Origin of the sequence: Pseudomonas sp. GGS8, assembly GCF_024168645.1 — a bacterium.
Lineage (GTDB): Bacteria > Pseudomonadota > Gammaproteobacteria > Pseudomonadales > Pseudomonadaceae > Aquipseudomonas.
Genome location: NZ_JALJWF010000001.1, coordinates 1,556,578 through 1,577,575, shown reverse-complemented (window position 1 = coordinate 1,577,575; position 20,998 = coordinate 1,556,578). Strand labels below are relative to the sequence as shown.

At 59.4% G+C, this 20,998-nt stretch carries 20 protein-coding genes and 2 pseudogenes; 9 read left to right on the top strand and 13 right to left on the bottom strand.

Translation table 11 applies throughout. The annotated features are described in order from the left end of the window. Window positions 1-2 precede the first annotated feature (2 nt). Window positions 3-356 (bottom strand): DUF1493 family protein, encoded by a 354-nt coding sequence (locus J3D54_RS06950; RefSeq protein WP_253417258.1) that lies wholly within the window; start codon window positions 354-356, stop codon window positions 3-5. Window positions 357-562: 206 nt separating this feature from the next. On the opposite strand from J3D54_RS06950, the gene J3D54_RS06945 reads away from it, so the two are divergent. Continuing rightward, complete coding sequence (locus J3D54_RS06945) at window positions 563-1,768, top strand: colicin E3/pyocin S6 family cytotoxin (protein WP_253417257.1); 1,206 nt, start codon at window positions 563-565, stop codon at window positions 1,766-1,768. After that, window positions 1,765-1,992: a hypothetical protein gene (locus J3D54_RS06940; RefSeq protein ID WP_253417256.1), complete on the top strand. Its 228-nt coding sequence runs from the start codon at window positions 1,765-1,767 to the stop codon at window positions 1,990-1,992. Before J3D54_RS06945 ends, J3D54_RS06940 begins: the two co-directional genes overlap by 4 nt. Window positions 1,993-2,182: 190 nt before the next feature. Here the strand turns inward: J3D54_RS06940 and J3D54_RS06935 are convergent. From J3D54_RS06935 to J3D54_RS06920, 4 genes and pseudogenes are all read right to left on the bottom strand, one after another. Continuing rightward, a pseudogene (locus tag J3D54_RS06935) lies at window positions 2,183-2,447 on the bottom strand (helix-turn-helix domain-containing protein). Between the two features lie 88 nt (window positions 2,448-2,535). Further along, window positions 2,536-2,835, bottom strand: coding sequence for a type I-C CRISPR-associated protein Cas8c/Csd1 (locus J3D54_RS06930; RefSeq protein WP_253417255.1), 300 nt, complete (start codon window positions 2,833-2,835; stop codon window positions 2,536-2,538). Between the two features lie 340 nt (window positions 2,836-3,175). Next, window positions 3,176-4,303 (bottom strand): hypothetical protein, encoded by a 1,128-nt coding sequence (locus J3D54_RS06925; protein ID WP_253417254.1) that lies wholly within the window; start codon window positions 4,301-4,303, stop codon window positions 3,176-3,178. A 96-nt stretch (window positions 4,304-4,399) separates the two neighbouring features. Further along, on the bottom strand, window positions 4,400-4,687 hold the full coding sequence (locus J3D54_RS06920) for a hypothetical protein (RefSeq protein WP_253417253.1): 288 nt from the start codon (window positions 4,685-4,687) through the stop codon (window positions 4,400-4,402). Window positions 4,688-4,992: 305 nt separating this feature from the next. Here J3D54_RS06920 and J3D54_RS06915 point away from each other — a divergent pair, with 305 nt between their 5' ends. The 4 genes from J3D54_RS06915 (at window position 4,993) to J3D54_RS06900 (ending at window position 9,717) form a co-directional block, all read left to right on the top strand. After that, complete coding sequence (locus J3D54_RS06915; RefSeq protein WP_253417252.1) at window positions 4,993-5,523, top strand: polysaccharide deacetylase; 531 nt, start codon at window positions 4,993-4,995, stop codon at window positions 5,521-5,523. A gap of 394 nt (window positions 5,524-5,917) precedes the next feature. Then, window positions 5,918-7,846, top strand: a complete 1,929-nt coding sequence (locus J3D54_RS06910; RefSeq protein ID WP_253417251.1) for an ATP-dependent DNA helicase RecQ — start codon at window positions 5,918-5,920, stop codon at window positions 7,844-7,846. A gap of 132 nt (window positions 7,847-7,978) precedes the next feature. After that, window positions 7,979-9,211, top strand: a complete 1,233-nt coding sequence (locus tag J3D54_RS06905; RefSeq protein ID WP_253417250.1) for a 3-hydroxyacyl-CoA dehydrogenase — start codon at window positions 7,979-7,981, stop codon at window positions 9,209-9,211. Window positions 9,212-9,285: 74 nt separating this feature from the next. Continuing rightward, entirely contained in the window at window positions 9,286-9,717 is a 432-nt protein-coding gene (locus tag J3D54_RS06900) for a thioesterase family protein (protein ID WP_253417249.1), read from the top strand. A 69-nt stretch (window positions 9,718-9,786) separates the two neighbouring features. On the opposite strand, the gene J3D54_RS06895 is transcribed toward J3D54_RS06900, so the two are convergent. From J3D54_RS06895 to J3D54_RS06880, 4 genes are all read right to left on the bottom strand, one after another. Then, window positions 9,787-10,278: a glycine zipper domain-containing protein gene (locus J3D54_RS06895; protein WP_253417248.1), complete on the bottom strand. Its 492-nt coding sequence runs from the start codon at window positions 10,276-10,278 to the stop codon at window positions 9,787-9,789. Window positions 10,279-10,527: 249 nt separating this feature from the next. Next, on the bottom strand, window positions 10,528-12,876 hold the full coding sequence (locus J3D54_RS06890; RefSeq protein ID WP_253417247.1) for an FdhF/YdeP family oxidoreductase: 2,349 nt from the start codon (window positions 12,874-12,876) through the stop codon (window positions 10,528-10,530). Beyond that, window positions 12,873-13,712 carry a formate dehydrogenase accessory sulfurtransferase FdhD gene (gene fdhD / locus J3D54_RS06885; protein WP_253417246.1) on the bottom strand — a complete coding sequence of 280 codons (840 nt, stop codon included), beginning with the start codon at window positions 13,710-13,712 and terminating at the stop codon, window positions 12,873-12,875. The genes J3D54_RS06890 and fdhD overlap by 4 nt, the downstream gene beginning before the upstream one ends. 94 nt (window positions 13,713-13,806) lie before the next feature. Continuing rightward, the gene (locus J3D54_RS06880) at window positions 13,807-14,694 is read right to left on the bottom strand and encodes a LysR family transcriptional regulator (RefSeq protein WP_253417245.1); all 888 of its coding nucleotides are present in this window, start codon (window positions 14,692-14,694) and stop codon (window positions 13,807-13,809) included. 83 nt (window positions 14,695-14,777) lie between these two features. On the opposite strand from J3D54_RS06880, the pseudogene J3D54_RS06875 reads away from it, so the two are divergent. Further along, window positions 14,778-14,924, top strand: a pseudogene (locus J3D54_RS06875) (LysM peptidoglycan-binding domain-containing protein); the annotation flags it as partial. Between the two features lie 31 nt (window positions 14,925-14,955). Here J3D54_RS06875 and yrfG read toward each other — a convergent pair. Continuing rightward, on the bottom strand, window positions 14,956-15,618 hold the full coding sequence (gene yrfG / locus J3D54_RS06870; RefSeq protein WP_253417244.1) for a GMP/IMP nucleotidase: 663 nt from the start codon (window positions 15,616-15,618) through the stop codon (window positions 14,956-14,958). Between the two features lie 90 nt (window positions 15,619-15,708). Between yrfG and nudE the strand changes: the two genes are divergently transcribed. After that, complete coding sequence (nudE, locus tag J3D54_RS06865) at window positions 15,709-16,275, top strand: ADP compounds hydrolase NudE (protein ID WP_253417243.1); 567 nt, start codon at window positions 15,709-15,711, stop codon at window positions 16,273-16,275. 11 nt (window positions 16,276-16,286) lie between these two features. Then, the gene (gene cysQ, locus J3D54_RS06860) at window positions 16,287-17,114 is read left to right on the top strand and encodes a 3'(2'),5'-bisphosphate nucleotidase CysQ (protein ID WP_253417242.1); all 828 of its coding nucleotides are present in this window, start codon (window positions 16,287-16,289) and stop codon (window positions 17,112-17,114) included. Window positions 17,115-17,294: 180 nt separating this feature from the next. On the opposite strand, the gene J3D54_RS06855 is transcribed toward cysQ, so the two are convergent. From J3D54_RS06855 to J3D54_RS06845, 3 genes are read right to left on the bottom strand one after another with little or no spacing between them, the layout of a single operon-like run. After that, window positions 17,295-17,750 carry a YiiD C-terminal domain-containing protein gene (locus tag J3D54_RS06855; RefSeq protein ID WP_253417241.1) on the bottom strand — a complete coding sequence of 152 codons (456 nt, stop codon included), beginning with the start codon at window positions 17,748-17,750 and terminating at the stop codon, window positions 17,295-17,297. Window positions 17,751-17,790: 40 nt separating this feature from the next. After that, window positions 17,791-19,185, bottom strand: a complete 1,395-nt coding sequence (locus J3D54_RS06850; protein WP_253417240.1) for a sigma-54 dependent transcriptional regulator — start codon at window positions 19,183-19,185, stop codon at window positions 17,791-17,793. Further along, window positions 19,182-20,990 carry an ATP-binding protein gene (locus tag J3D54_RS06845; protein ID WP_253417239.1) on the bottom strand — a complete coding sequence of 603 codons (1,809 nt, stop codon included), beginning with the start codon at window positions 20,988-20,990 and terminating at the stop codon, window positions 19,182-19,184. Before J3D54_RS06845 ends, J3D54_RS06850 begins: the two co-directional genes overlap by 4 nt. Window positions 20,991-20,998 lie beyond the last annotated feature (8 nt).

The following is a 20,998-nucleotide window of genomic DNA, read 5'->3' as shown; positions in this document are numbered from 1 at the left end:
CCCTAGACCTCTTCCACTTCCCGCGTGTCCCACCGTTGCTTCTTGACTGCTTTGTAGAGCATGCCAATGGTCAGCGGGACTTTGTCGCCACGTCCCTTGGCCCGGCGCTTGAGAAACACATCAAATCCTTCAGGCTGAAAATAGCGATAGGCGTCGTAGTCGATAAATTCGATGGCGAATTGTTCTTCCAGCGCTTCCATCAGCTGCCGCGCATCGGCGCCGTCGCAACCCAGATCGAGGTTGATTGAGGTGTTGAGGCTGATGGTTTTGCGTTCGGGCAGGCCGAGTTCTTCGTGCAGCAGCTGCATGAGCAGGTGCATGGCGTGATCGTCGGGGAAGTTGGGGGCGAGGTTCATGGTGCATCTTCCGTTAGGGGCATGCCGATGAATCGGCTTGGGCCGGATTTTGCGGCAAGTTTGGACTGGAATCATCCAAAATAGACGATGAAGAAGGATCGCACGACAGAGTCAGATTAGCCCTACAACCGCACTTTCCAACACTCGGTAACTTCACCGGCCTCGGCATTGAGCCGTGGTTTTAGTAGTGACCGAGAGGGGAATGGATGGGCAAGGACACACCGCAAGTGTGGCAGCACTACGACACCGATGGTGGTGGTTATCGCCGCCTACGGGACATGACCGCTACTGAATTGGCGGAGAGGGAGGCCAGGCAAAAAGCCTACGAAGCCATGCTCGCCAGGCAGGATGCATTCGAAAATAGTCGGGAAGTGGCGTTTCAGAAAAAGCGCCAGTCGCTCACCGGTTGTGTCTTTGCCAAGTCTTGCAAGTTGCCGGATTCAATCATCGACTACACCAGCCCATCCGGGTTTGTGCCGACGGACAGCGTCGGTGAGTATGGTGAGTTCACCTTGCTGGGAGGTCGTCAGGCCGATGGCTCCGGCCGTTTGCAGCTCAAGAAGATCAGTGGTGTTTTGCCAGCAGGCATCGGCTCTTTGGCATTGGGTGGGGCAGCGATTCCGGCAACGGTTTCCGTCGCAAGTACTGGAGCTGGAGTCGTCACTGCCGGCGTTGCTGCGGGGGCATTAGTGGGATTGGTTGCTTTGCTTGCTCCATCGAGTCTGGGCGACGGTGCGTTGTATACCGACGATCAACTGAGGTCACTCAAACAAGCTCGAACACGGGTTCGTTTGCGGGTAGAGGAGCAAGCTGACGGAACGCTCAAGGGGTACGGCTACAACACCCAGAGCCGGCGTGATTGGGAAATGGTCCCTGTCGTGACGTTTGAAACGCGCGGATCTCAGCAGGTGGCTGACTTTGGCGGCGGAGTTGAGTTGATTTGGACTCCCGCAGAGAACCCGGCAAATACGCTGGGTATCCCGGCGCTGGAAGCGGCACCGCAAGCGCCTCAGGTGTGGATTTTTCCGCCTACTGATGCGGCTGATAGCATCATGGTCAGCCCGGTTTATCCGCCGGAGTATCAGGATTTCATTCTGCTGTTTCCGGCTGATTCGGGTGTTCAGCCGCTTTATATCGTGCTGAGTATTTCCGATCACAAATACCATCCAACCCCTCAAGGTGTCCTTCCTGCTTTTCCTGATCTTGTTCGCGGGCGATCAAAAACTTCCGTACAAGGAGGAGGTGGCCTACGTCCACGTTGGACTGATCGGGCGGGGAATATTTATGAGTGGGACCGGCAGCATGGCGCTCTGGAGAAATACAACAAGCGCGGGAAACATCTAGGTGAGTTTGATCATGTCACGGGCGAACAGACAAAAAGTGCGGATAAGACGCGAGAGGTAGAACCATGAATTTTTCGGTGATTGGTTTTCATCCAGGCAAGGATGAATTGGTATTCGAACAGAGCATTAGCTTGTCGGTGGAGGACTTGATTCCGATAATGCAATGGACGAGCAGCAATGAGTGCATTGGCGTGGATTTTCGACTCACGACGACACAGGCGCTTGAGATTGAGCGCTTGGCATCGTTGGCTTTCCCTCAAGGGCTGGATCTTTATCTAACGTCTTCTGGCTGAGCGGGAAGAGGGAGTGAGGAGCGTGCTCCAGCTCCGCTGCTGATCTTGACTTTCAGCGTTGATGCATTTGGAGCTGTCCACGTTTTATGGAATGTGGATAGTTGGAGAAACGGTTTCGTGGAGAGTCAAGATCTTTGATCGTTCCCGCGTTCTGGGACCAAGCGATGGGATGTGGTCTACCTTGCGCTGCTCAACCGGCTAACGCATTCAACACGTGGACAGGGTCATTATGAATGGCTTTCAGCAGGGCTTTGGCCGGTCCTGTCGGTTCGCGGCGGCCCTGCTCCCAGTTGCGCAACGTGCCGAGTTGAACGTCGATCAATGCTGCGAACTTGGCCTGAGTCAGACCGGTAGCCTTGCGGATTTCTTTGACGTGTAGGGCGTCAACAGTGAACTCGCGAGAGGCTGGCGTTCTCTTGGACGCTTTCCATCAGCTCATCAAAAAACTTGCCCATGGTTATCTCCAGTGTTCGATAACGGCTTTCATTCATCTGTTCAGTTGATCGTTCTCACGCAGAACGTGGGAACGATCTTCATTCGGCGTCAGGCAGGCGCTGTCCAGTTCATCATGCGTTGCTGGGCGACTTTCAGCAGGTCGCAGCCGTCCTGGGTCAGGAGGAAGAGTGCATGGGTGATGTGGGGAATATCTTCGACGTCACCGTGTTTGAAGCAAACGCAGTGCAGGGTTTTGAGGAGATCGCTGGAGGCTCGGATGCGCTGGAGGGCGGCTTCGAGGATGTCTTGGGGGTTGGCCTCTGTGTCGATGATCAGGGGCGGGGTGTCGGTGAGGTTGGATTGGAGCGGAAGGTAACGATCGTTTGTGAGCGGATTCCATGTATTCATTTTATGTATTCCTAATGCATCAGATGAAAGCACCGCCATCGTGACCAAGCGATGGAGGCGGACTGTGTTCGGGTTGGTCAACCGGAGGAATACATAAGACCGGCACGCCTAAGGCGTCCCAAACACAGCCACCATAAGCGTGCAGACACTTGAGTGCCGGCAGCATACAACGGACGCGTTTATGTATTCCATCGGGTGACCAAGCCCGAGCCGCTGATTTGGCAGCGACAGTCACAACTATAGATTTGAGCTACAGGGTGGCGATAGGCGACAAGGTGCCTTCTGTTGTAGGAACGGTATGAAGATTTCATAGGCCGTTCCTACCGATACGCCATCGTTTTCAACAAATAAGCCGATACGCCGCACCATCCAGCGCGCTGGTAGTCAGCCCGGTCGCCGGGGTGTAGATCGGGCCTTTGACCGCCGAGAAGTTGACCCCTTTGCTGCCCAGCGAAACGTAGCGTTCGCCTTGATCCAGTTCGGTGAAGTAGGTGTAGGAATACTTGTGCATCAGCTGGTACTTCGCTTCGTTGTCGACCATGGCCTTGCGCAGGTTATCCAGATCGGCCTGGGTCAGGTTCAGCGGCTTGTTTAGCAGCACACCCCAACGCTGGAGGCAGACTTCGGCGAAGTGGCGGACGATGCGGCCTGGTTCGGCCAATGCTTTAGGGCCGCTGACACCATCTGCTGCGGCGTTACCGACCAGCGTGCCATGGCGGCCGGGCATGGGGTAAATGTGGGTTCGGGTGCCGGTGGCCGTTTGTGGGACGACGCAGCTGAAGCCTTTGGAGCGCTCGTCTCGGGCGTAGAAACCGACATATTCTTTTACGTTGGTATTGAGTTTTACTTTGTCTTCCTGAAAGTTGCCGATGCCCGGTACTGGATCAATCGCAAAAATATTCACCGGGATGTTCTTCAGTGCGCTGTCCTTGAACATGGCATTGGCCAGCATATGGCAACTGATACCGCCGCGACTCCAGCCTACCAAGTTAACTTTTGTGGGGATAACGCCATCTTTACGAAACGTCTTGATGATTTGTTCCTGCAACTTTTGTTGGGTCACGCTGCGGTCGCCGTAGTTGTACTTGCGCCACATCCAGGAACCTTCGACGATTACGTCTTCAATGGGAATGCCGGCAGCCTTGAGTCGGTTGTATTCAGTCTCGGTCAGCTTCTCGCGCTCCCAGTCGCACTTGCCTTTGATGATGTTGATGGCGTGCCGGACGTTCTCTTCCCAGCCTTTGCCGAACAGCGTACCGCTCAGTCCGTAGTCCTTGGATTGGGTGAACAGCTCGTCAGCTTGCAGGTTGCTGGTGCCGGGACCATCGATCACGACCCATTCGGCAAATTCGCGACCACCGTGATGGGATGCCAGTGTCGAGACCAACTCACCGTTCCAGTAAGTTGGGTTCTGACTGTCGAATTTTGTCGAGCCGGTGCCGCAAAAGAAAATGGTTAATACGGTCATGGTGTTGCCCTTAGTTAATGTAAGAGCAGGCAGGCTAGTGCGGGTCGTTATAATAATAAAGCAATGGGTTGTTGCGGGGTTTGTAGTTTGGTTGTTTCAGGTTGGATGTATTTGTTGTTGTTTTGCAACTTCAAGTAGTTCGCAACCGTCTTGTGTCAATAAATAAAGCGCATTGACGATATTGGGGATGTCTTTCACATCGGCCTGTTTGAAACATAAGCAGTAAAGTGTTTCGAGCAGATCGCTGGCCGCGCGCAGGCGCTGGTGGGCGGCATCGAGCAGGTCGCCATGGCTGGCATTGGTATCGATGACCAGCACCGGGGTGTCGCTGTAGCTGGTCTTGAGTGGACGATAGCGGTTGGTCAACGGGTTGAACGTGTTCATGGTTGAGGCGTGTCCTGTACGAAGTCGCTCCGGCGGGCCGACACAGTGTTTTCAGCCGCGTCGAAAACTATAGAGGGCCGCAGCGAGGCGTCGCAAGGTGGTGCAAGTGGACAGGTTTTGTAGGGGGTTTATCGGTGTTATCGCCCTTTGCCTACGCAGCTCTCGACCATTTTTTAAGCTTTTCTCCTGGAGGTCGATATTCCTACGGGATTGTCAGGCGTAACGCATCCAACCTCTGGAGGGTGCGCGTCAGAATTTGTAGGACGTTTCGAAGTGTCTGAGTCGACTCTTAAAGGGAATTAGGTATGCAGTGGCTACGTATGGCCTCGATTTTTTTGCTGTGGGCGGGAATCTGTCGGATGGCAGGCGCTGCCGATGCCGCCCATCCGTTGATCTTCGCCAACATGGACCGCACCGGTTGGCCGGATGCACTGACCACTCAGGCGGATATCGACACCGCATCTCGCGCCGAGGTGTTGATGGTGGGCAAGGCGCTGCTGGCCAGCGAAGCGCTGGATGAACAGGGTCTGAAACAGCGACTGGGCGTGCAGGTTGTGACGCTCAAGTCGGTCAGGCAGGTGCGTGACGGGTTGTGGGATCGGTTGCTGATCACCTATCGCAGTGCCAGTCAGAACTGCGACGACCAACTCTTCTGTCCTCGTGTACGTAGCGTCGCCGATTTGCGTCAGCTGGCGGCGGCGTTTACGGGGGAAGTCAGCCCGGCTTATGCGGTGTGGGCGAGCAAGAGCCGGGTATTTCATGAACAGGCGCTGGATGAGCAATTGCGGGTGGCGGTATTGGTGCCCTCCACCCGACGTCAGTCGATCGATGACTAAGTCTGTGAGGCGCCGCCCAGCATTGTGGGGGCAGCGAGGAGGGGAGGTTCGTCAGGGAGCTTCATGCACCCGCTCAGCAGCAGGGATGCCAAGACAAGGGCGATTGGAAAAAACAGAGTGTTGGGCATGATTGTTCCTTCATAAGGATCCGCGTGCAGGCGTCCTGCCTTGATGAAAACTTCGCGGATAATGGTTTTTCTCGGGGTGAACCTTACCGGCTGACAGGGGACTGATGTCAGGGGGCAAAGTGCCTCGTTTGTTTCAATCTGTGGCGAAGGAATCGATGGGTTGACGCTGTATCATCCCGTATCGTTTTTGCCCCCGACCTTTTCTCGACTCGCTGCGTTCGCCGGCTAGGCTTTGGGCTTCGCAGCGGTCAACGGAGTGACAGCTTATGCACAACACCCTGGAACAGGTTTTCGGTTATCCACAGTTTCGACCCGGCCAGGAGGCGGCGATCAGCGCGGTGTTGGCCGGGCGCTCGGCGGCGGCGATTTTCCCTACCGGCTCGGGCAAATCCCTGTGCTATCAGTTACCGGCTATCTTGCTGCCGCACCTGACGCTGGTGGTCTCGCCGTTGCTGGCGTTGATGCAGGATCAGTTGGCGTTTTTGCAACGCCACGGCATCGCGGCGGGCAGTATCGATTCGGCTCAGAGTCGCGATGACGCCAGCGATGTGATGGCCCGGGCAAAGTCCGGCGAATTGAAAATTCTGATGATTTCCGTGGAGCGCCTGAAGAACGAGCGCTTTCGCCATTTTCTGCAGCAGGTGCCGATCTCGCTGTTGGTGGTGGACGAGGCCCACTGCATCTCCGAGTGGGGTCACAACTTCCGCCCCGACTACCTCAAGCTGCCGGACTATCAGCGCCAGTTCAACATCCCTCAAGCGCTGTTGCTGACCGCCACCGCGACACCCAAGGTGATCGCCGACATGGAGGCCAGGTTCGCCATTGCGCCTGAGGATGTGGTGACCACCGGTTTCTACCGGCCCAATCTCAATCTGTTGGTGGAACCGGTGCGTGGCCAGGACAAGCGCCGCCGCCTGGTCGAGTGGATGAGCCAGCGTCCCGGCCAGCCAAGCATCGTCTACGTCACCCTGCAGAAAACCGCTGAGCACATCGCCGAACACTTGGGGCGCAACGGCATACAGGCCGAGGCCTATCACGCCGGTTTGCCCCACGAGCAACGGGAAGCGATTCAGCGCCGGTTCATGGGCGGGCAGTCCAATTGCATCGTCGCCACGATTGCCTTCGGCATGGGCATCGATAAAAGCGATATCCGCAACGTGGTGCATTTCGACCTGCCAAAATCCATCGAAAACTACAGCCAGGAAATCGGCCGAGCCGGGCGTGACGGGCAGCCGTCCGATTGCCTGGTGCTGGCCAACCGCGACAGCCTCAACGTGCTGGAGAACTTCGTCTACGGCGACACGCCGGAGCGGGACGGCATTCGTTGTGTGCTCGACGAGTTGCAAGCCGCCGCGCCCGAAGGGCAGTGGGAGTTTCTGCTGGGGCCGTTGGCCGATCAGAGCAACATCCGCCAGTTACCGCTCAAGACCCTGCTGGTACAGCTAGAGTTGCGTGGGCTGATCGCGCCGCGCTATGCCTATTACGCCGAATACCGCTTCAAGTATTTGCAGGAGCCGGAAGCGTTGCTGGCCCGTTTCGAGGGTGAGCGCAGGGACTTCGTCTCGGCGATCATCCAGACCTCCAGCCGCGCCCGGACCTGGGCCACGGTGAATTTCGACGCACTGTATCAGCAGCATTGCGCCGAGCGCAGTCGGGTGGTCAAGGCGCTGGATTACTTCCAGGAAAAGGGCTGGGTGGAGCTTGAAAGCAAGCAGATGACCGAGGTCTATAGCCTGCTGCAAGCCGACTTTGACTCTCAGGCCTTGAGTGCCGAATTGCATGCCTACTTCACCCAGCACGAACGTACCGAGATCTCGCGGATTCACGCCATGCTGGATCTGTTCGCCACCGAGCACTGCCTGGGCTATCGCCTGGCCGAGTACTTCGGCGACGAAAACGCGCCACAGCAGTGCGGGCATTGCTCGGTGTGTCACGGCCACGTAGCGCGGCTACCCGAACCACCGGAATTGCCGGCGCTTGTGGATAAAAATTTCGAGGCGCTGTGCGGTGATTTTATCCACAGGCACCAGCAGCATACGGGGAGTGTTCCATCGGCGGAGCGTGTGACGCGGTTTTTGTGCGGGATCAGCGTGCCGCTGTTTACCAAGCTCAAGGCGCGGTCGATTCCGGGGTTTGCGGCGCTGGAGGATTATCCGTATGCCGACGTCCGGACGTGGGCTGAGGCGAACCTCTAAGCCTACAGAGGGCGTCGGTGTTTCGAGGCAATCCATCCGCTGAATGTCGCCCATCACAGGAATAAACTTCAAAAACATGCATCGGCTGACTATGGTGAGGACTGTCTTTGGATCGCCAACAAGAGAATAACCATGAGCCAGACATCGTTCGATATTCAGCGTGCCGCTGTGATTGGTGCGGGCACCATGGGCCGTGGCATTGTCATGTGCCTGGCCAGTGCCGGGGTGCCGGTGCAGTGGGTCGATAACAATCCACAGATGCTTGAGCAGGCGCTGACCAGCGTGGCTGATACTTACGCCCATAACATGCGTCAGGGGCGGATCGATCAGGCCGAGGCGGATGCGTGCGTTGCTCGGGTGACGGCGGCTGCCGATTACGCAGCGATCCGTGATGTTGATCTGGTTATCGAAGCGGTCTACGAAAACCTCGAGCTGAAGCAGAAAATCTTCCGCGAACTCGACGGCCTGCTCAAACCTGAAGCGATTCTGGCCAGCAATACTTCGGCGCTGGATATCGACGCCATCGCCATCGCCGCCGCCACTCGCCGCCCGCAGCTGGTTCTGGGCCTGCACTTCTTCAGCCCGGCGCACATCATGAAATTGCTGGAGATCGTACGCGGTGCCAAGACGGCACCGACGGTGCTTGATGCAGCCCTGGCACTGGGTCAGCGCATGGGCAAGGTCAGCGTGGTCGCGGGCAACTGCCACGGTTTCATTGGCAACCGCATGCTGCATCCGTACGTGCTCGAAGCGCGCAAGATGCTGCTGGAGGGGGCGTTGCCTTATCAGGTGGATGCGGCGCTGCAAGGTTTTGGTTTCGCCATGGGGCCGTTCCGCATGTACGACGTGGTTGGTATCGACCTGGAATGGCGCGCGCGGGAACTGGCTGGCAGAGGCCAGGATGCGCCGGAGGTTCAGGTGGACAATCGTTTGTGCGAGTGCGGGCGTTTCGGTCAGAAGAGTGGCGACGGGTATTACCACTACGAACCGGGCAGTCGTCAGGCTGAGCACGATGTGGAAGTCGATGCACTGGTGCTGGAAATCAGCGAAGGGTTGGGGTTCCAGCGTCGCGAAATTGGCCCTGAAGAGGTTCTGGAGCGCTGTTTGCTGGCGCTGGTCAACGAAGGGGCGAAGATCCTTCAGGAAGGCATTGCGGCGTCGGCGCACGACATCGATCTGGTGTACCTCAACGGTTATGGTTTCCCGGCGGACAAGGGCGGGCCGATGGCCTGGGCGGATCAGCAAGGGTTGGCGGATATTCATCTGCGGTTATTGCAGCTTGAGACCAAGCAGGGGGATCACTGGGCCCCGGCGCGGTTGATTGGGGAGTTGGCGGCGCAGGGCAGAGGGTTTGCCGACATGTGATTCAGGTAGTGCCTGTGACGGCACCTTCGCAGTTTCACCTTAAACTGGCCATCCAACTCCAGGAACCGACGCTGATGTCCAACTCGATGCCCCACCGCACCGACTACCCCCATTTCCAGCCCATTACCACCCGCTGGCACGACAATGACGCCTACGGTCACGTCAACAATGTCACCTACTACAGTTTTTTCGATACGGCGGTGAACACCTACCTGATCGAAGTCGGCGGTCTGGATATCCATGACGGTGAGGTGGTGGGTTTTGTGGTGAGTTCGGCCTGTGATTATTTCGCGTCTATCGCCTTCCCGGACCGGATCGAGATTGGTCTGCGGGTCGGCAAGTTGGGCAACAGCTCGGTGCAATACGAGCTGGCGGTGTTCAAAGCTGGCGAAGACGAAGCCTGCGCGGCGGGGCGTTTCGTGCATGTGTTTGTAGATCGGGTGTCGAATCAGCCGGTGGCGATTCCTGCGAGGTTGCGCGGGGCATTGGAAGCGTTGTTGGTTTGAAGGGCAAAAAAAATCGCAACCCGAAGGTTGCGATTTTTTGATCTACCGGCAAGCGAGGCGATTCAAGCCTCAGTCGCGATAGCGATGGTGATGCTTGCGATGGCCGTAGGCATGGCCACGACCCGGATGGTCGTCACGGTAGTAGCGACGATCATCGTCATCATAACCACGACGATAGGAACGACGATCATCGTCGTCATTGCTACTGTTGCCCATGTGATTACCCAGCGCGCCACCGAGGCCGCCGCCTGCTGCGGAGCCGATCAGGCTACCGGTGGTGCCGCCCATGCTGCGGCCGACCACGTTACCGCCAGCGGCGCCCAACGCACCGCCAATGGCGGCTTCGCCACGGCTGCGTCTGTCTGCGCCAACTGCGCTACCACCCGCGCCGCCCAGGGCCGCGCCAATGGTTGAACCTGTACTGCCGCCTAGCGATTGACCGACGACCGAGCCCAGAACCCCGCCCAATGCGCCGCCCACACCTGCTTCGGTGGTGCCGCCAGCAGACGCGAAGCCACTGACCAGGCCAAGGGACAACAAGAGAATCGAGGAGAACTTCATAGAGGAACCTCAAGGGGATGACGGCGCGATCCTGAGGCTGTGTCATGGTTGTGACAATAGAAATCCGACGAGTAACACGACTTGAGCACATTTCTATAAGTTACTGTTTTTTGGGCGGAACTTAAGTATTTTTCACCGGTCTTTAGCTACTTATCAAAGGCCGTTTTCATAGGAAAACGGCCTTTTTTGTGGGCGATTGGAAAGTACGAATCGGAAGAATTTGTTGAGTGGGCTACCGCCATCGCTGCGTCAAGCTGACTTGGCCATGATCAACCCGGTCTCACTCGCCGCTTCCAGCCGGATCGCCACAAACTTCGATGTCGGCGTATGGCTGCCATCCCCGGTGCTTTCCAGCGGCACCAGCGGGTTCACTTCCGGATAGTAAGCGGCCGCTTGCCCGGCAGGAATATCAAACGCCAGCAGGGTAAAGCCCTTCACCCGCCGCTCACGGCCATCATCCCAGATCGATACGATGTCAGCCTTCTGCCCTGGTTTTAACCCCAGGCGAATGATGTCGGCTTCATTGACGAACAACACATCCCGCTGACCTTTCACCCCGCGATAACGATCATCAAGACCATAAATGGTGGTGTTGTACTGATCATGGGAGCGCATCGACTGCATGATCAAGTCTGGCAGTACGCCGGTGGCGCGGGTGCGTTCGTGCACCAGGTCTTTGGGCAGGATGTTCGGACGGAAATTGGCCCGACCCGATGGGGTATTCCATCGGCGTGCGCCGGCACTGCTGCCCAGGTAGAAACCGCCAGGGTTCTGGACTCTCTCGTTGAAGTCCCGAAAGCCCGGGATGGTGTCGGCGATCAGGTCGCGGATACGGCTGTAATCGGCCACCAGCCAGTTCCAGTCCACCGGTTTGCTGCCCAGGGTCGCGGCGGCGATACCGGCGATGATTGCAGGCTCCGAGCGCATCAGGTTCGACAACGGCTGCAACTGACCGTTGGAGGCGTGGACCATGCTGAAGGAGTCTTCCACGGTCACCGCTTGGGCGCCTTCGGTCTGGATATCGATATCGGTACGGCCCAGGCACGGCAGGATCAGCGCGTCTTTACCGTGGGCCAAATGGCTGCGGTTGAGCTTGGTGCTGATTTGCACGGTCAGATCACAGTTGCTCAGGGCCTGGAAGGTCCGAGGGCTGTCCGGGGTGGCTTGGGCGAAGTTGCCGCCCAGGCCGATGAAGACTTTCGAACGGCCTTCGGCCATGGCGTGAATCGCCTCGACCACGTTGTGGCCATTTTCGCGCGGCACCTTGAACTGGAAGCGCCGCTCCAGGGAGTCGAGGAACGCCGCCGGCGGACGTTCGTTGATGCCCATCGTCCGGTCGCCCTGCACGTTACTGTGGCCGCGCACCGGGCACAGACCGGCCCCCGGCCGGCCGATGTTGCCGCGCAGCAGCATCAGGTTGGCGATTTCCTGAATGGTCGCCACCGAATGGCGATGCTGGGTGATGCCCATTGCCCAGCACATGATCACGTTCTTGCCTTTGGCGTACATGCGCGCCGCTTGCTCGATTTCCACCAGGGGCAGGCCGGATTGCTCGACGATTTGCTCCCACGGGGTGTCATCGACGATGCCGAGGTATTCCAGAACGTTGACGCTGTGTTCATTGAGGAAGTCGTGATCGAACACCGCAGGCTCACCAGCCTTCTGTGCATCGCGCTCCCATTGCAGCAGGAACTTGGCCATGCCGCGCATGATCGCCATGTCGCCACCCAATGCCGGACGGAAGTACGCGGTATTGGTCGGCTTGTCGCCGTTGGTGAGCATTTCGATCGGGTGTTGCGGGTGCTGGAAGCGTTCCAGGCCGCGCTCTTTCAGCGGGTTGATGCACACCACTTGCGCACCGCGTTTCACCGCTTCACGCAGTGGCTCGAGCATCCGCGGGTGGTTGGTGCCAGGGTTTTGGCCCCAGACAAAAATTGCATCTGCATGTTCGAAATCGTCGAAGGTCACAGTGCCTTTGCCGACTCCGACGCTTTGGGCCAATGCCACACCGCTGGCTTCGTGGCACATGTTCGAGCAGTCGGGGAAATTATTGGTGCCAAAGGCGCGCACGAACAATTGATAGAGGAACGCCGCTTCGTTGCTGGCGCGGCCCGAGGTGTAGAACTCGGCCTGATTCGGACTCGACAGCCCTTGCAGGTGTTTGCCGATCAGGGCGAAGGCGGCTTCCCAGCTGATCGGTTTGTAACGATCCGTTTCGGCGTCGTAGCTCAGCGGCTCGGTCAGACGGCCCTGGTACTCGAGCCAATAATCACTTTGCTCCAGCAGCGAGCTAACGCTGTGCTTGGCGAAAAACGCACTATCGACACGCCGTTTAGTCGCTTCCCAGTTCACTGCTTTGGCGCCGTTCTCGCAGAACATCACCATGCCGCCTTCCTGAGAATCGCCCCAGGCGCAACCGGGGCAGTCGAACCCGCCGTTCTTGTTGGTCTTGAGCATCATGCGCAGATTTTTCAACGCGTTGTCGCTGGTCAACCAGGCCCGGGCAACGCTGGCCAGCGCGCCCCAGCCACCGGCGGCACCCTTATAGGGCTTGTAACGTGGAACGGGCTTCTGGTCGGCTTGTTGGTGTTGGCTCACGCTTGTTTCTCCGTCGCGGGGCTATAGACCCGCGGCGCACTTTTCTGCGGCAGGTGGATGAGATTGAGTTTGTGTCGACGGGCCCATTGCACAGCCAGGCCCGTGGGCGACGACAGGCTGACCAGGGTCTGGATGCCGGCGCGTAAAACTTTCTGGATCAATTCGAGGCTGCAACGGCTGGTGACAATTACCAGCCCATCACTGGTCGGGATTTTCTGGCGGATCAACCCGCCGATCAGCTTGTCGAGGGCGTTGTGTCGGCCGATGTCTTCACGGCCCAGCAGTAATTCGCCTTTACCGTTCATGAACACCGCCGCATGCACCGCACCGCAATGCTGGCCCAAAGGCTGGAATTCACCGATGCGATGGCGCAGGCCGTCCAGCCATTCGGCCGGGGGCAGCGGGGCGCCGGGCAGCACCTTGAGATCGGGCAGCGCTTGCTCCACCGCTTCAACGCCACAGAGCCCGCAACCGCTGGTGCCGGCCAGTTGCCGACGCTGCTGCTTGAGGTTCCAGAAGGCGCGGTTGGCGATGGTCACCTGCGCGTATTGCGCCGAACCCGTGCCGCTGAGTTGCAGGTCATAGATGTCTGTAGCGTCCTCGATGATGCCGCTGCCGAGGCTGAAGCCGACGATGAAGTCTTCAAGGTCCGTCGGCGTCACCAACATGACGGCCTGGCTGATGCCGTTGTAGGCGATCGCCAACGCGACTTCCTCAGCCAGCGCGGTGCTGGACGATTCGGAGTCTTCAAGGTTGCAGTAGCTGTATGTCTGGCTTGCGGCGGGCGCGGGCGTTTCGAGAGCGGGCGCCGCGCAGCCGGGGCGCTTGGCGTTCATTAGGCATCACCGACGGTTTGGTCAGCTTTAAGCCTAGGCGCGTCAACATGTCGCGTCTAATCGCTATTACTGATCTACCGATAGATGGCGTCGATCAAGAATCTGTCAGTGATTTCTGATAGATCGCAAAACAGGCTTCTGCCAAGGCCGAACGCGGAGCGCTGCGACGCATGATCAGCCCCAGCCGGGCGAGGGTCTGGGCGCTTTCGATGGGTTGCAGGCGCAAGTGATCGGTGAGGTTTTCGAGGCCACTGTTCAGCGGCATCACCGCGCAGCACAGGCCACCGTGTACCGCTTGTAACAATTGGTGGACCGCATCGGTTTGCAGCAACGGCTGTGGGGTCAAGCCACGGCTGTGGAAGTTATGGTCGATGGACTGGCGAAAATGCATGCCGCTGGTGAGCATGCCCATGGGCAGTTCGATCAGCGACTCCCAGCTCAGCGGCGCCTCGCCGAAACTGAAAAAGCGTTGATCGTAGAGCAGACCCATGCGGGTTTCGCTGAACGCCAGGGAGTCGAAGCGCTCGCCGTCCAGACGTTCCAGATAGGAGACGCCGATGTCGAGACGGTTATTCGCCAGCTGTTCGAGGATCTGCTCGGAACTGAGGGCCGAGAGTTCGAAACGCAGGTTCGGGTGTTCGACATGCAGGCGTTGCATCAGCGGCACCGGGTCGAAACTCGACAGCGGCACCACCCCCAGTCGCAACGTACCCACAAGGTTGCCGCGACAGGCCGCCGCTTCGGCCTGCAAACCGTCATAGGCCGCCAGCACCGTACGCGCCCATGCCAGCACGCGTTCGCCCGGCGCGGTGAAACCTTCGAAGCGTTGGCCGCGATTGACCAGCGGCAGCTCGAGTTCTTCCTCAAGGCTGCGCAGGCGCATGGACAGGGTCGGCTGGGTGATGTGGCAACGCGCGGCGGCTTGGCCGAAGTGTCGGGTTTCGTCGAGAGCGATGAGGAATTTCAGCTGCTTGATGTCCATCTTCGCTCCAGGGCGCCGGCAAGGTTTGTGATTCTAGCGCCTGCGCGGGGTTGGGTCATTGGTCGGCTGGGAACCGCCCTTCAGAGGGCTGATCTAGTCTTGGGCGCGCGATTTCCAAGGCGGCGTACGGCGACGCGAACACGTACAACAAAATATTTGAAGCCAACAAACCAATGCTTTCGCACCCGGACAAGATCTATCCGGGGCAGGTGTTGCGGATTCCTCAATAAGGCTTGAGATCGCTATCGCAGGCGACTCGGTCTAAAGCCCGGCAATGAGCTCCCGATAATCCCCCACCGCTGCAAACTCTGCCGTGTCCTTCGGCCCTTTGCGGCTGTCCGGCTCGCTCACGGCCAGCAGGTGCGCCACCCCAAAATTGCGTGCGCTGCGCAGGATCGGCAGGGTGTCGTCGATGAACAGGCAGCGTGCCGGGTCGAAGCCGATATCGGCCTGCAAGGCATTCCAGAACTGCGGGTCTTCTTTGGCGAAACCGTAATCATGAGAGCTGATCAAGCGCTCGAAATACGGCGCCAGTTCGATTCTTTCCAGTTTCAATGACAACGAGTCGCGATGGGCGTTGGTGATCAGTACCACGCGCTTGCCGGCCTGTTTGATCGCCGCCAGAAAAGTGTCCGCATCCGGACGCAGGGCGATCAGGTGCGCGGTTTCCAGTTTCAGCTCGCGCACTGACAACTTCAGTTCGGCGCTCCAGAAGTCCAGGCAATACCACTGCAACTGACCGGCATGGCGCTCGAACAGTGGCTGCAGTTCCAGCTCCGCCATGGCCAGGCTCACTCCGTGCAACTCGGCATAACGCTTTGGCAGGTGCTCCAGCCAGAAATGGTTGTCGTAGTGCAGGTCCAGCAGCGTGCCGTCCATATCCAGCAGAACGGTATCGATGTCGCGCCAGGGCAGCAGGGACATAAAAAACTTCTCCAGCGGTAAAAAAGATATCCGAGATAAACAATCAGGATAGGCCGGGTATAGTAACCCGCTTACGCCAAGGAGCTTCCCATGCGCCAGAAACCCACCGTACTCGCCCGCGAGATCGTCGCCACCAGCCGATTATTCTGTGTCGAAGAGCTGAAATTGCGCTTTTCCAATGGCGTGGAACGTACTTACGAGCGATTGGTCGGCAAAGGCGCTGGTTATGGTGCGGTGATGATCGTGGCGATGCTCGACGCGGACCACGCAGTGTTGGTGGAGGAATACTGCGGTGGCACCGATGCCTACGAATTGTCCCTGCCCAAAGGCTTGATCGAGCCGGGCGAAGACGTGCTGGCGGCGGCCGAGCGGGAGCTAAAGGAAGAGGCCGGGTATGGCGCGCGGCAACTGGAGCATCTGACCGAGTTGTCGTTGTCACCCGGCTACATGAGCCAGAAGATCCAAGTGGTGCTGGCCACCGATTTGTACGAAGAGCGCCTGGAGGGTGACGAGCCCGAGCCGATGGGGGTGGACAAGATCAACCTGCGGGAACTGTCGGCATTGGCGCAGAACCCGCGATTCACCGAGGGTCGTGCCTTGGCGGCGCTGTATCTGGCCCGGGACTTGTTGAGCCAGCGCGGTATTTTTCAATTATGAGTGAGACGTTCATGAGTTTTCCCCATCCGTTGATGGCGCCGGTGGTCGAGCTGGCATTGAAAGCTGGCGAGGCGATCCTGCCGTTCTGGCGCGTCAACGTTGCCGTGACTGCAAAGTCCGATGATTCTCCGGTCACCGCTGCCGACATGGCCGCTCACCATGTAATCCTGGCCGGGCTGACGGCGCTGGACCCGACTATTCCGGTGCTGTCCGAAGAGGACGCCAACATCCCCCGGAGCGTGCGTGCCGGCTGGCAACGCTGGTGGCTGGTCGATCCGCTGGACGGGACCAAGGAGTTCATCTCCGGCAGCGAAGAGTTCACCGTCAACATTGCGCTGATCGAGCAGGGGCGTGTGGTGTTCGGTGTGGTGTCGATGCCGACCAACGGGCGTTTTTATGTCGGCGGTGCCGGGTTGGGAGCCTGGCGTGGCGATAAAGGCGCCGAGCCGTTGCCGATTCAGGTGCGTGAGGTTCCGGCTGCGGGTGAAGCTTTCACGGTGGTCGCCAGTCGTCGGCATTCGAGCCCTGAGCAGGAGCGACTACTCGCGGGGTTGAGCGACAGCCTGGGTGAGCTGCAACTGGCGAATATCGGCAGCTCGCTGAAGTTTTGCCTGCTGGCTGAAGGGGCTGCGGATTGTTATCCGCGATTGGCGCCGACTTCGCAGTGGGACACGGCCGCGGCTCAAGGTGTACTGGAAGGCGCCGGCGGTGAGGTGCTGGATTTGAGCGGCGCGCCGTTCTGTTATCCGGCGCGGGAATCGTTGCTGAATGAGTTCTTCCTGGCGCTGCCGGCCAAAGCGGCTTGGCGGGAGAAACTATTGGCGCTCGCTCGTTCCTGAGCACGCCGAACTTCTGTGGCGAGGGGGCTTGTCGGAACGCCGCACCGCCCCGTTCGGCTGCGCAGCAGTCGCAATTCAGACAATGGAAATTAACTGATTCGCGGCGGCTGGATTTGGGGCCGCTTCGCAGCCCAACGGGGGCAAGCCCCCTCGCCACAGGTTCTGTATTGGCCCTGGTTCCTAGCGGTGCAGTACGTACTGCCCCACGAACCTCACCGCATCCTCTTCACTCCCGGCATTCACGATCCGCGAATGCAGCGTCAACCGCGCCCGCCCATAGCGTCGATACATCGCCAGGAATTTCCTCCACACTGCTGCATTCGGCGCCTGGCAAATCGCTGTCGCGTCCATGGTGACCGGCAGCGGGTAGTTGATCTGCCCTTCCTGAATCACGATGTGCCCGTCTTCGATGCCTTCTTCACGCAAACGCAAATGCAGCCAGCCCCAGCCGGCCAGCACCGCGCCGCAGTACAGGCTGCCACCGAACATGGTGCTCTTGTGATTGACGTTGGGCTCCAGCGGCAGATGCAGGCGCAGTTGTTGGTCATGCCAGTCGAGCACTTTGAGGCCCATGTCCCGCGTGAGGGGGATGTCGCGATAGAGGATCGATTCCAGGTGACGACTGTCGCGGTTCATTCGCGGGCCTTTTGTTTGATGAGGATGATTTTACGGTAGCTCAATCGAGGTCGTCGGTATGGCTGCTGGTGCCGCCATCGGCGAAGTTCAGGCCATGCTTGCGCAGCTTGTCGTGCAGGGTTTTGCGCGGGATGCCAAGCGCTTCGGCGAGGCTGCGCACGGAGCTGTGCGAGCGCGCCAGTTCGGCGGCAATCAGGCTCTTCTCGAAGTTCTCGACTTGCTCGCTCAAGCCGCCGCTGACCACTTCAACCGTGGTGCCGACACCGCCATCCGGCGCGCTGTTGTCCAGTGCCAGTTCCAGGCCCAGGGCAAAGCGTTCGGCGGCGTTCTGCAGTTCCCGCACGTTACCCGGCCAGCTGTGACGCAGCAGCAGCGCCCGTTGCCCCGGTTGCAGTTCATGGGGCGGTAAGCCGTGGCGGGCGCTGGCTTCGTCGGCGAAATGCTGGAACAGCATCAGCGCATCTTCGCCCCGTTCGCGCAGTGGCGGAATGCGCAACGGCGCAACGTTCAGGCGGTAATACAAGTCGGCACGGAAGCGCCCCTGATCGGCGGATTGCCGCAGGTCTTCCTTGGTCGCGGCGATGATGCGGATGTCCAGCGGGATCAACTGATTGCCGCCCAGGCGTTCGACGACCCGCTCTTGCAGCAAGCGCAGCAATTTCACCTGTACGTCCAGGCTCATGCTTTCGATTTCATCGAGGAACAACGTGCCACCGTTGGCGAATTCGAACTTGCCGATGCGGCGCTTCTGCGCGCCGGTAAACGCGCCGGGTTCGTGGCCGAACAGCTCGCTTTCCACCACTGACTCGGCCAAGGCCCCGGCGTTGATTGCCACGAACGGGCCGTTACGTCGACTCGACAAATCGTGCAGCGCCCGGGCCACCACTTCTTTGCCCGCGCCGGTTTCACCGAGGATCAGCACGTCAGCCTTGGTCGCCGCCAGAGCCCCGATCTGCTCGCGCAGGCGCAGCATTGGCGCCGATTGCCCGACCAGTCGGGCGCTCAGTTCGTTGCGATCGCTCAGGGCCAGACGCAGGCTGCGGTTGTCCAGTACCAGACGGCGCAGGGCCAGGGCGCGACGTACGCTGTCGAGCAAGGCGTCGCTGGCGAAAGGTTTTTCCAGAAAGTCATAAGCCCCGGCGCGCATGGCTTGTACCGCCAGCGGCACATCGCCGTGGCCGGTGATCAGCAGCACAGGCAGCTCCGGGTCCTGGGCGTGGAGTTCGGTCAGCAGTTCAAGGCCGTCCATGCCCGGCATGCGGATGTCACTGACCACCACGCCTGGCCAGTCACGTTCCAGTTGCCCGGCCAAGCCCTTGGCTTCAGCGAGTGGCAGGATCTTCAGACCGGCCAGGTCTAGGGTCTGGCTCAGGGCTTGGCGCAGGTGGGGATCGTCGTCGATCAACACGACCTGGATGCGGTTGTCGATGGTCATGCACTTCGGTCCTCGGACGGTTGCAGGCTCACACCCGGCGCGCCGGCGCGCAGCTTCAGGGTAATCAGGGCGCCGCCTTCCTTATGGTTGGAGAACGACAGTTCACCACCGAAGGCGCGCATCAGGGTGTCGCAGATCGCCAGCCCCAGCCCAAGCCCCTGTGTGCGGGTCTTGGTGGTGTAGAAGGGCTCACCGGCACGACCCAGCGCTTCCAGGCAGAACCCGGGGCCGTTGTCGCGAATGTACAGATTGACGCCGTCGGCGGTGGATTGGGCACTCAACCAGAGTTTACGCGGCGGGCCTTTTTCCGTCAGCGCATCGAGCGCATTGGCCAGCAGATTGCCGAGTACCTGGCGCAGACGGGTCTCCCCGGCTTCGACCCACAGGGTGGCGGCCGGCAGGTCGCGGATCAGCTCGACTTCCATGCTGCGCCGACGCTTGGCCAGTAACGCCAGGGCATCGTCCAGCGCCGGTTGCAGGGCCACGCTTTCCGGGGCGTGGCGATCACGTCGGGCGAAGGCGCGCAGGTGGGCAATGATCGACGCCATACGCCCGGTCAATTCGCTGATCAGCTTGAGGTTGCCGCGAGCATCCTCGGTGCGCTGATGATCGAGCAGCACTTCGGCGTTTTCCGCGTAGCTGCGGATGGCCGCCAGCGGTTGGTTGAGTTCATGGCTGATACTCGCCGACATCGTCCCCAGCGCCGAGAGCTTGCCGGCCTGTACCAGATCATCCTGAGCGCGTACCAGTTCTTGTTGGGCGTGTTCGCGCTCCAGCACTTCCTGTTTCAGTCGACGGTTGAGGCCTTCGAGGTCGCTGGTCCGTTCGGCGACCCGGCCTTCCAGCTCTTGGCGGGCCTTGGCTTCGAAGGCGATCCGGTCCAGGTAATGGCGTCGGCGTTGCATCATCAAGCCCAGCAGCAGCATTAATACCAGCAGCGTTGCTCCGCCGATGGCCACGACTGTGCGCACCGGACGGTCGATCAGGGTGCGCGGTGCAAGGATACTGACGCTCCAGCCGGTTTCTTCGATCTGCCGGGTTTGGGTCAACCAGGCATTGGGGTCAAGACTCAATGTCTTTGGATAGCGGGTTGGATAGGGTTGAATCGCGGCGACTGCCTTGTTCTCTTCATCACTCAATGGACGGGTCGAGCGGAAACGCCACTCTGGCCGCGACGTGAGGATGACCACGCCGTTATGGTCGGTGACCAACAGTTGTTCCGGGGTTTTGCCCCAGAGGCTTTCGGTGTGATCGAGGTCGACCTTGACCACCAATACCCCGATGATTTTTTCGCGATCACGTACTGCTGCAGCGAAGAAGTAGCCGCGCTTGGCCGAGGTGGTACCCAGGCCGAAGAAGCGCCCCAGGCGCCCGGCCATGGCTTCACTGAAATAAGGGCGGAAGGCGAAATTACGGCCGACAAAGCTGTCGTGTTTGTCCCAGTTGGAGGCGGCTAATGTCTTGCCTGTGGCGTCCATCAGGTACATGACTTCGGCGCCGGTCTGGGCACTGATGTTTTTCAACAGACGATTGGCGTTGCCTTGCACCACACCTTCGTCGGGGGTGGCCAATGTCGCGCGCAGGGCGGGCAGTTCGCCGAGAATCTGCGGCAACACTTCATAACGGTGCAGGGTGCCCAACAGGTTGGCGACGTAGAGGTCGAGGGTCTGACGGTTTTGCCCCGCCAGTTCACTGCGGTAATAACGCTCGGCCAGATGCTCCAGCGGCCACAGCAAGGGTGCCAGGCATAGCGCAAGCAGGGCCAGGCTGCGCCAGCGGGGTCTGGGGGGGAGGGTCGGTGTCATGAGCATCA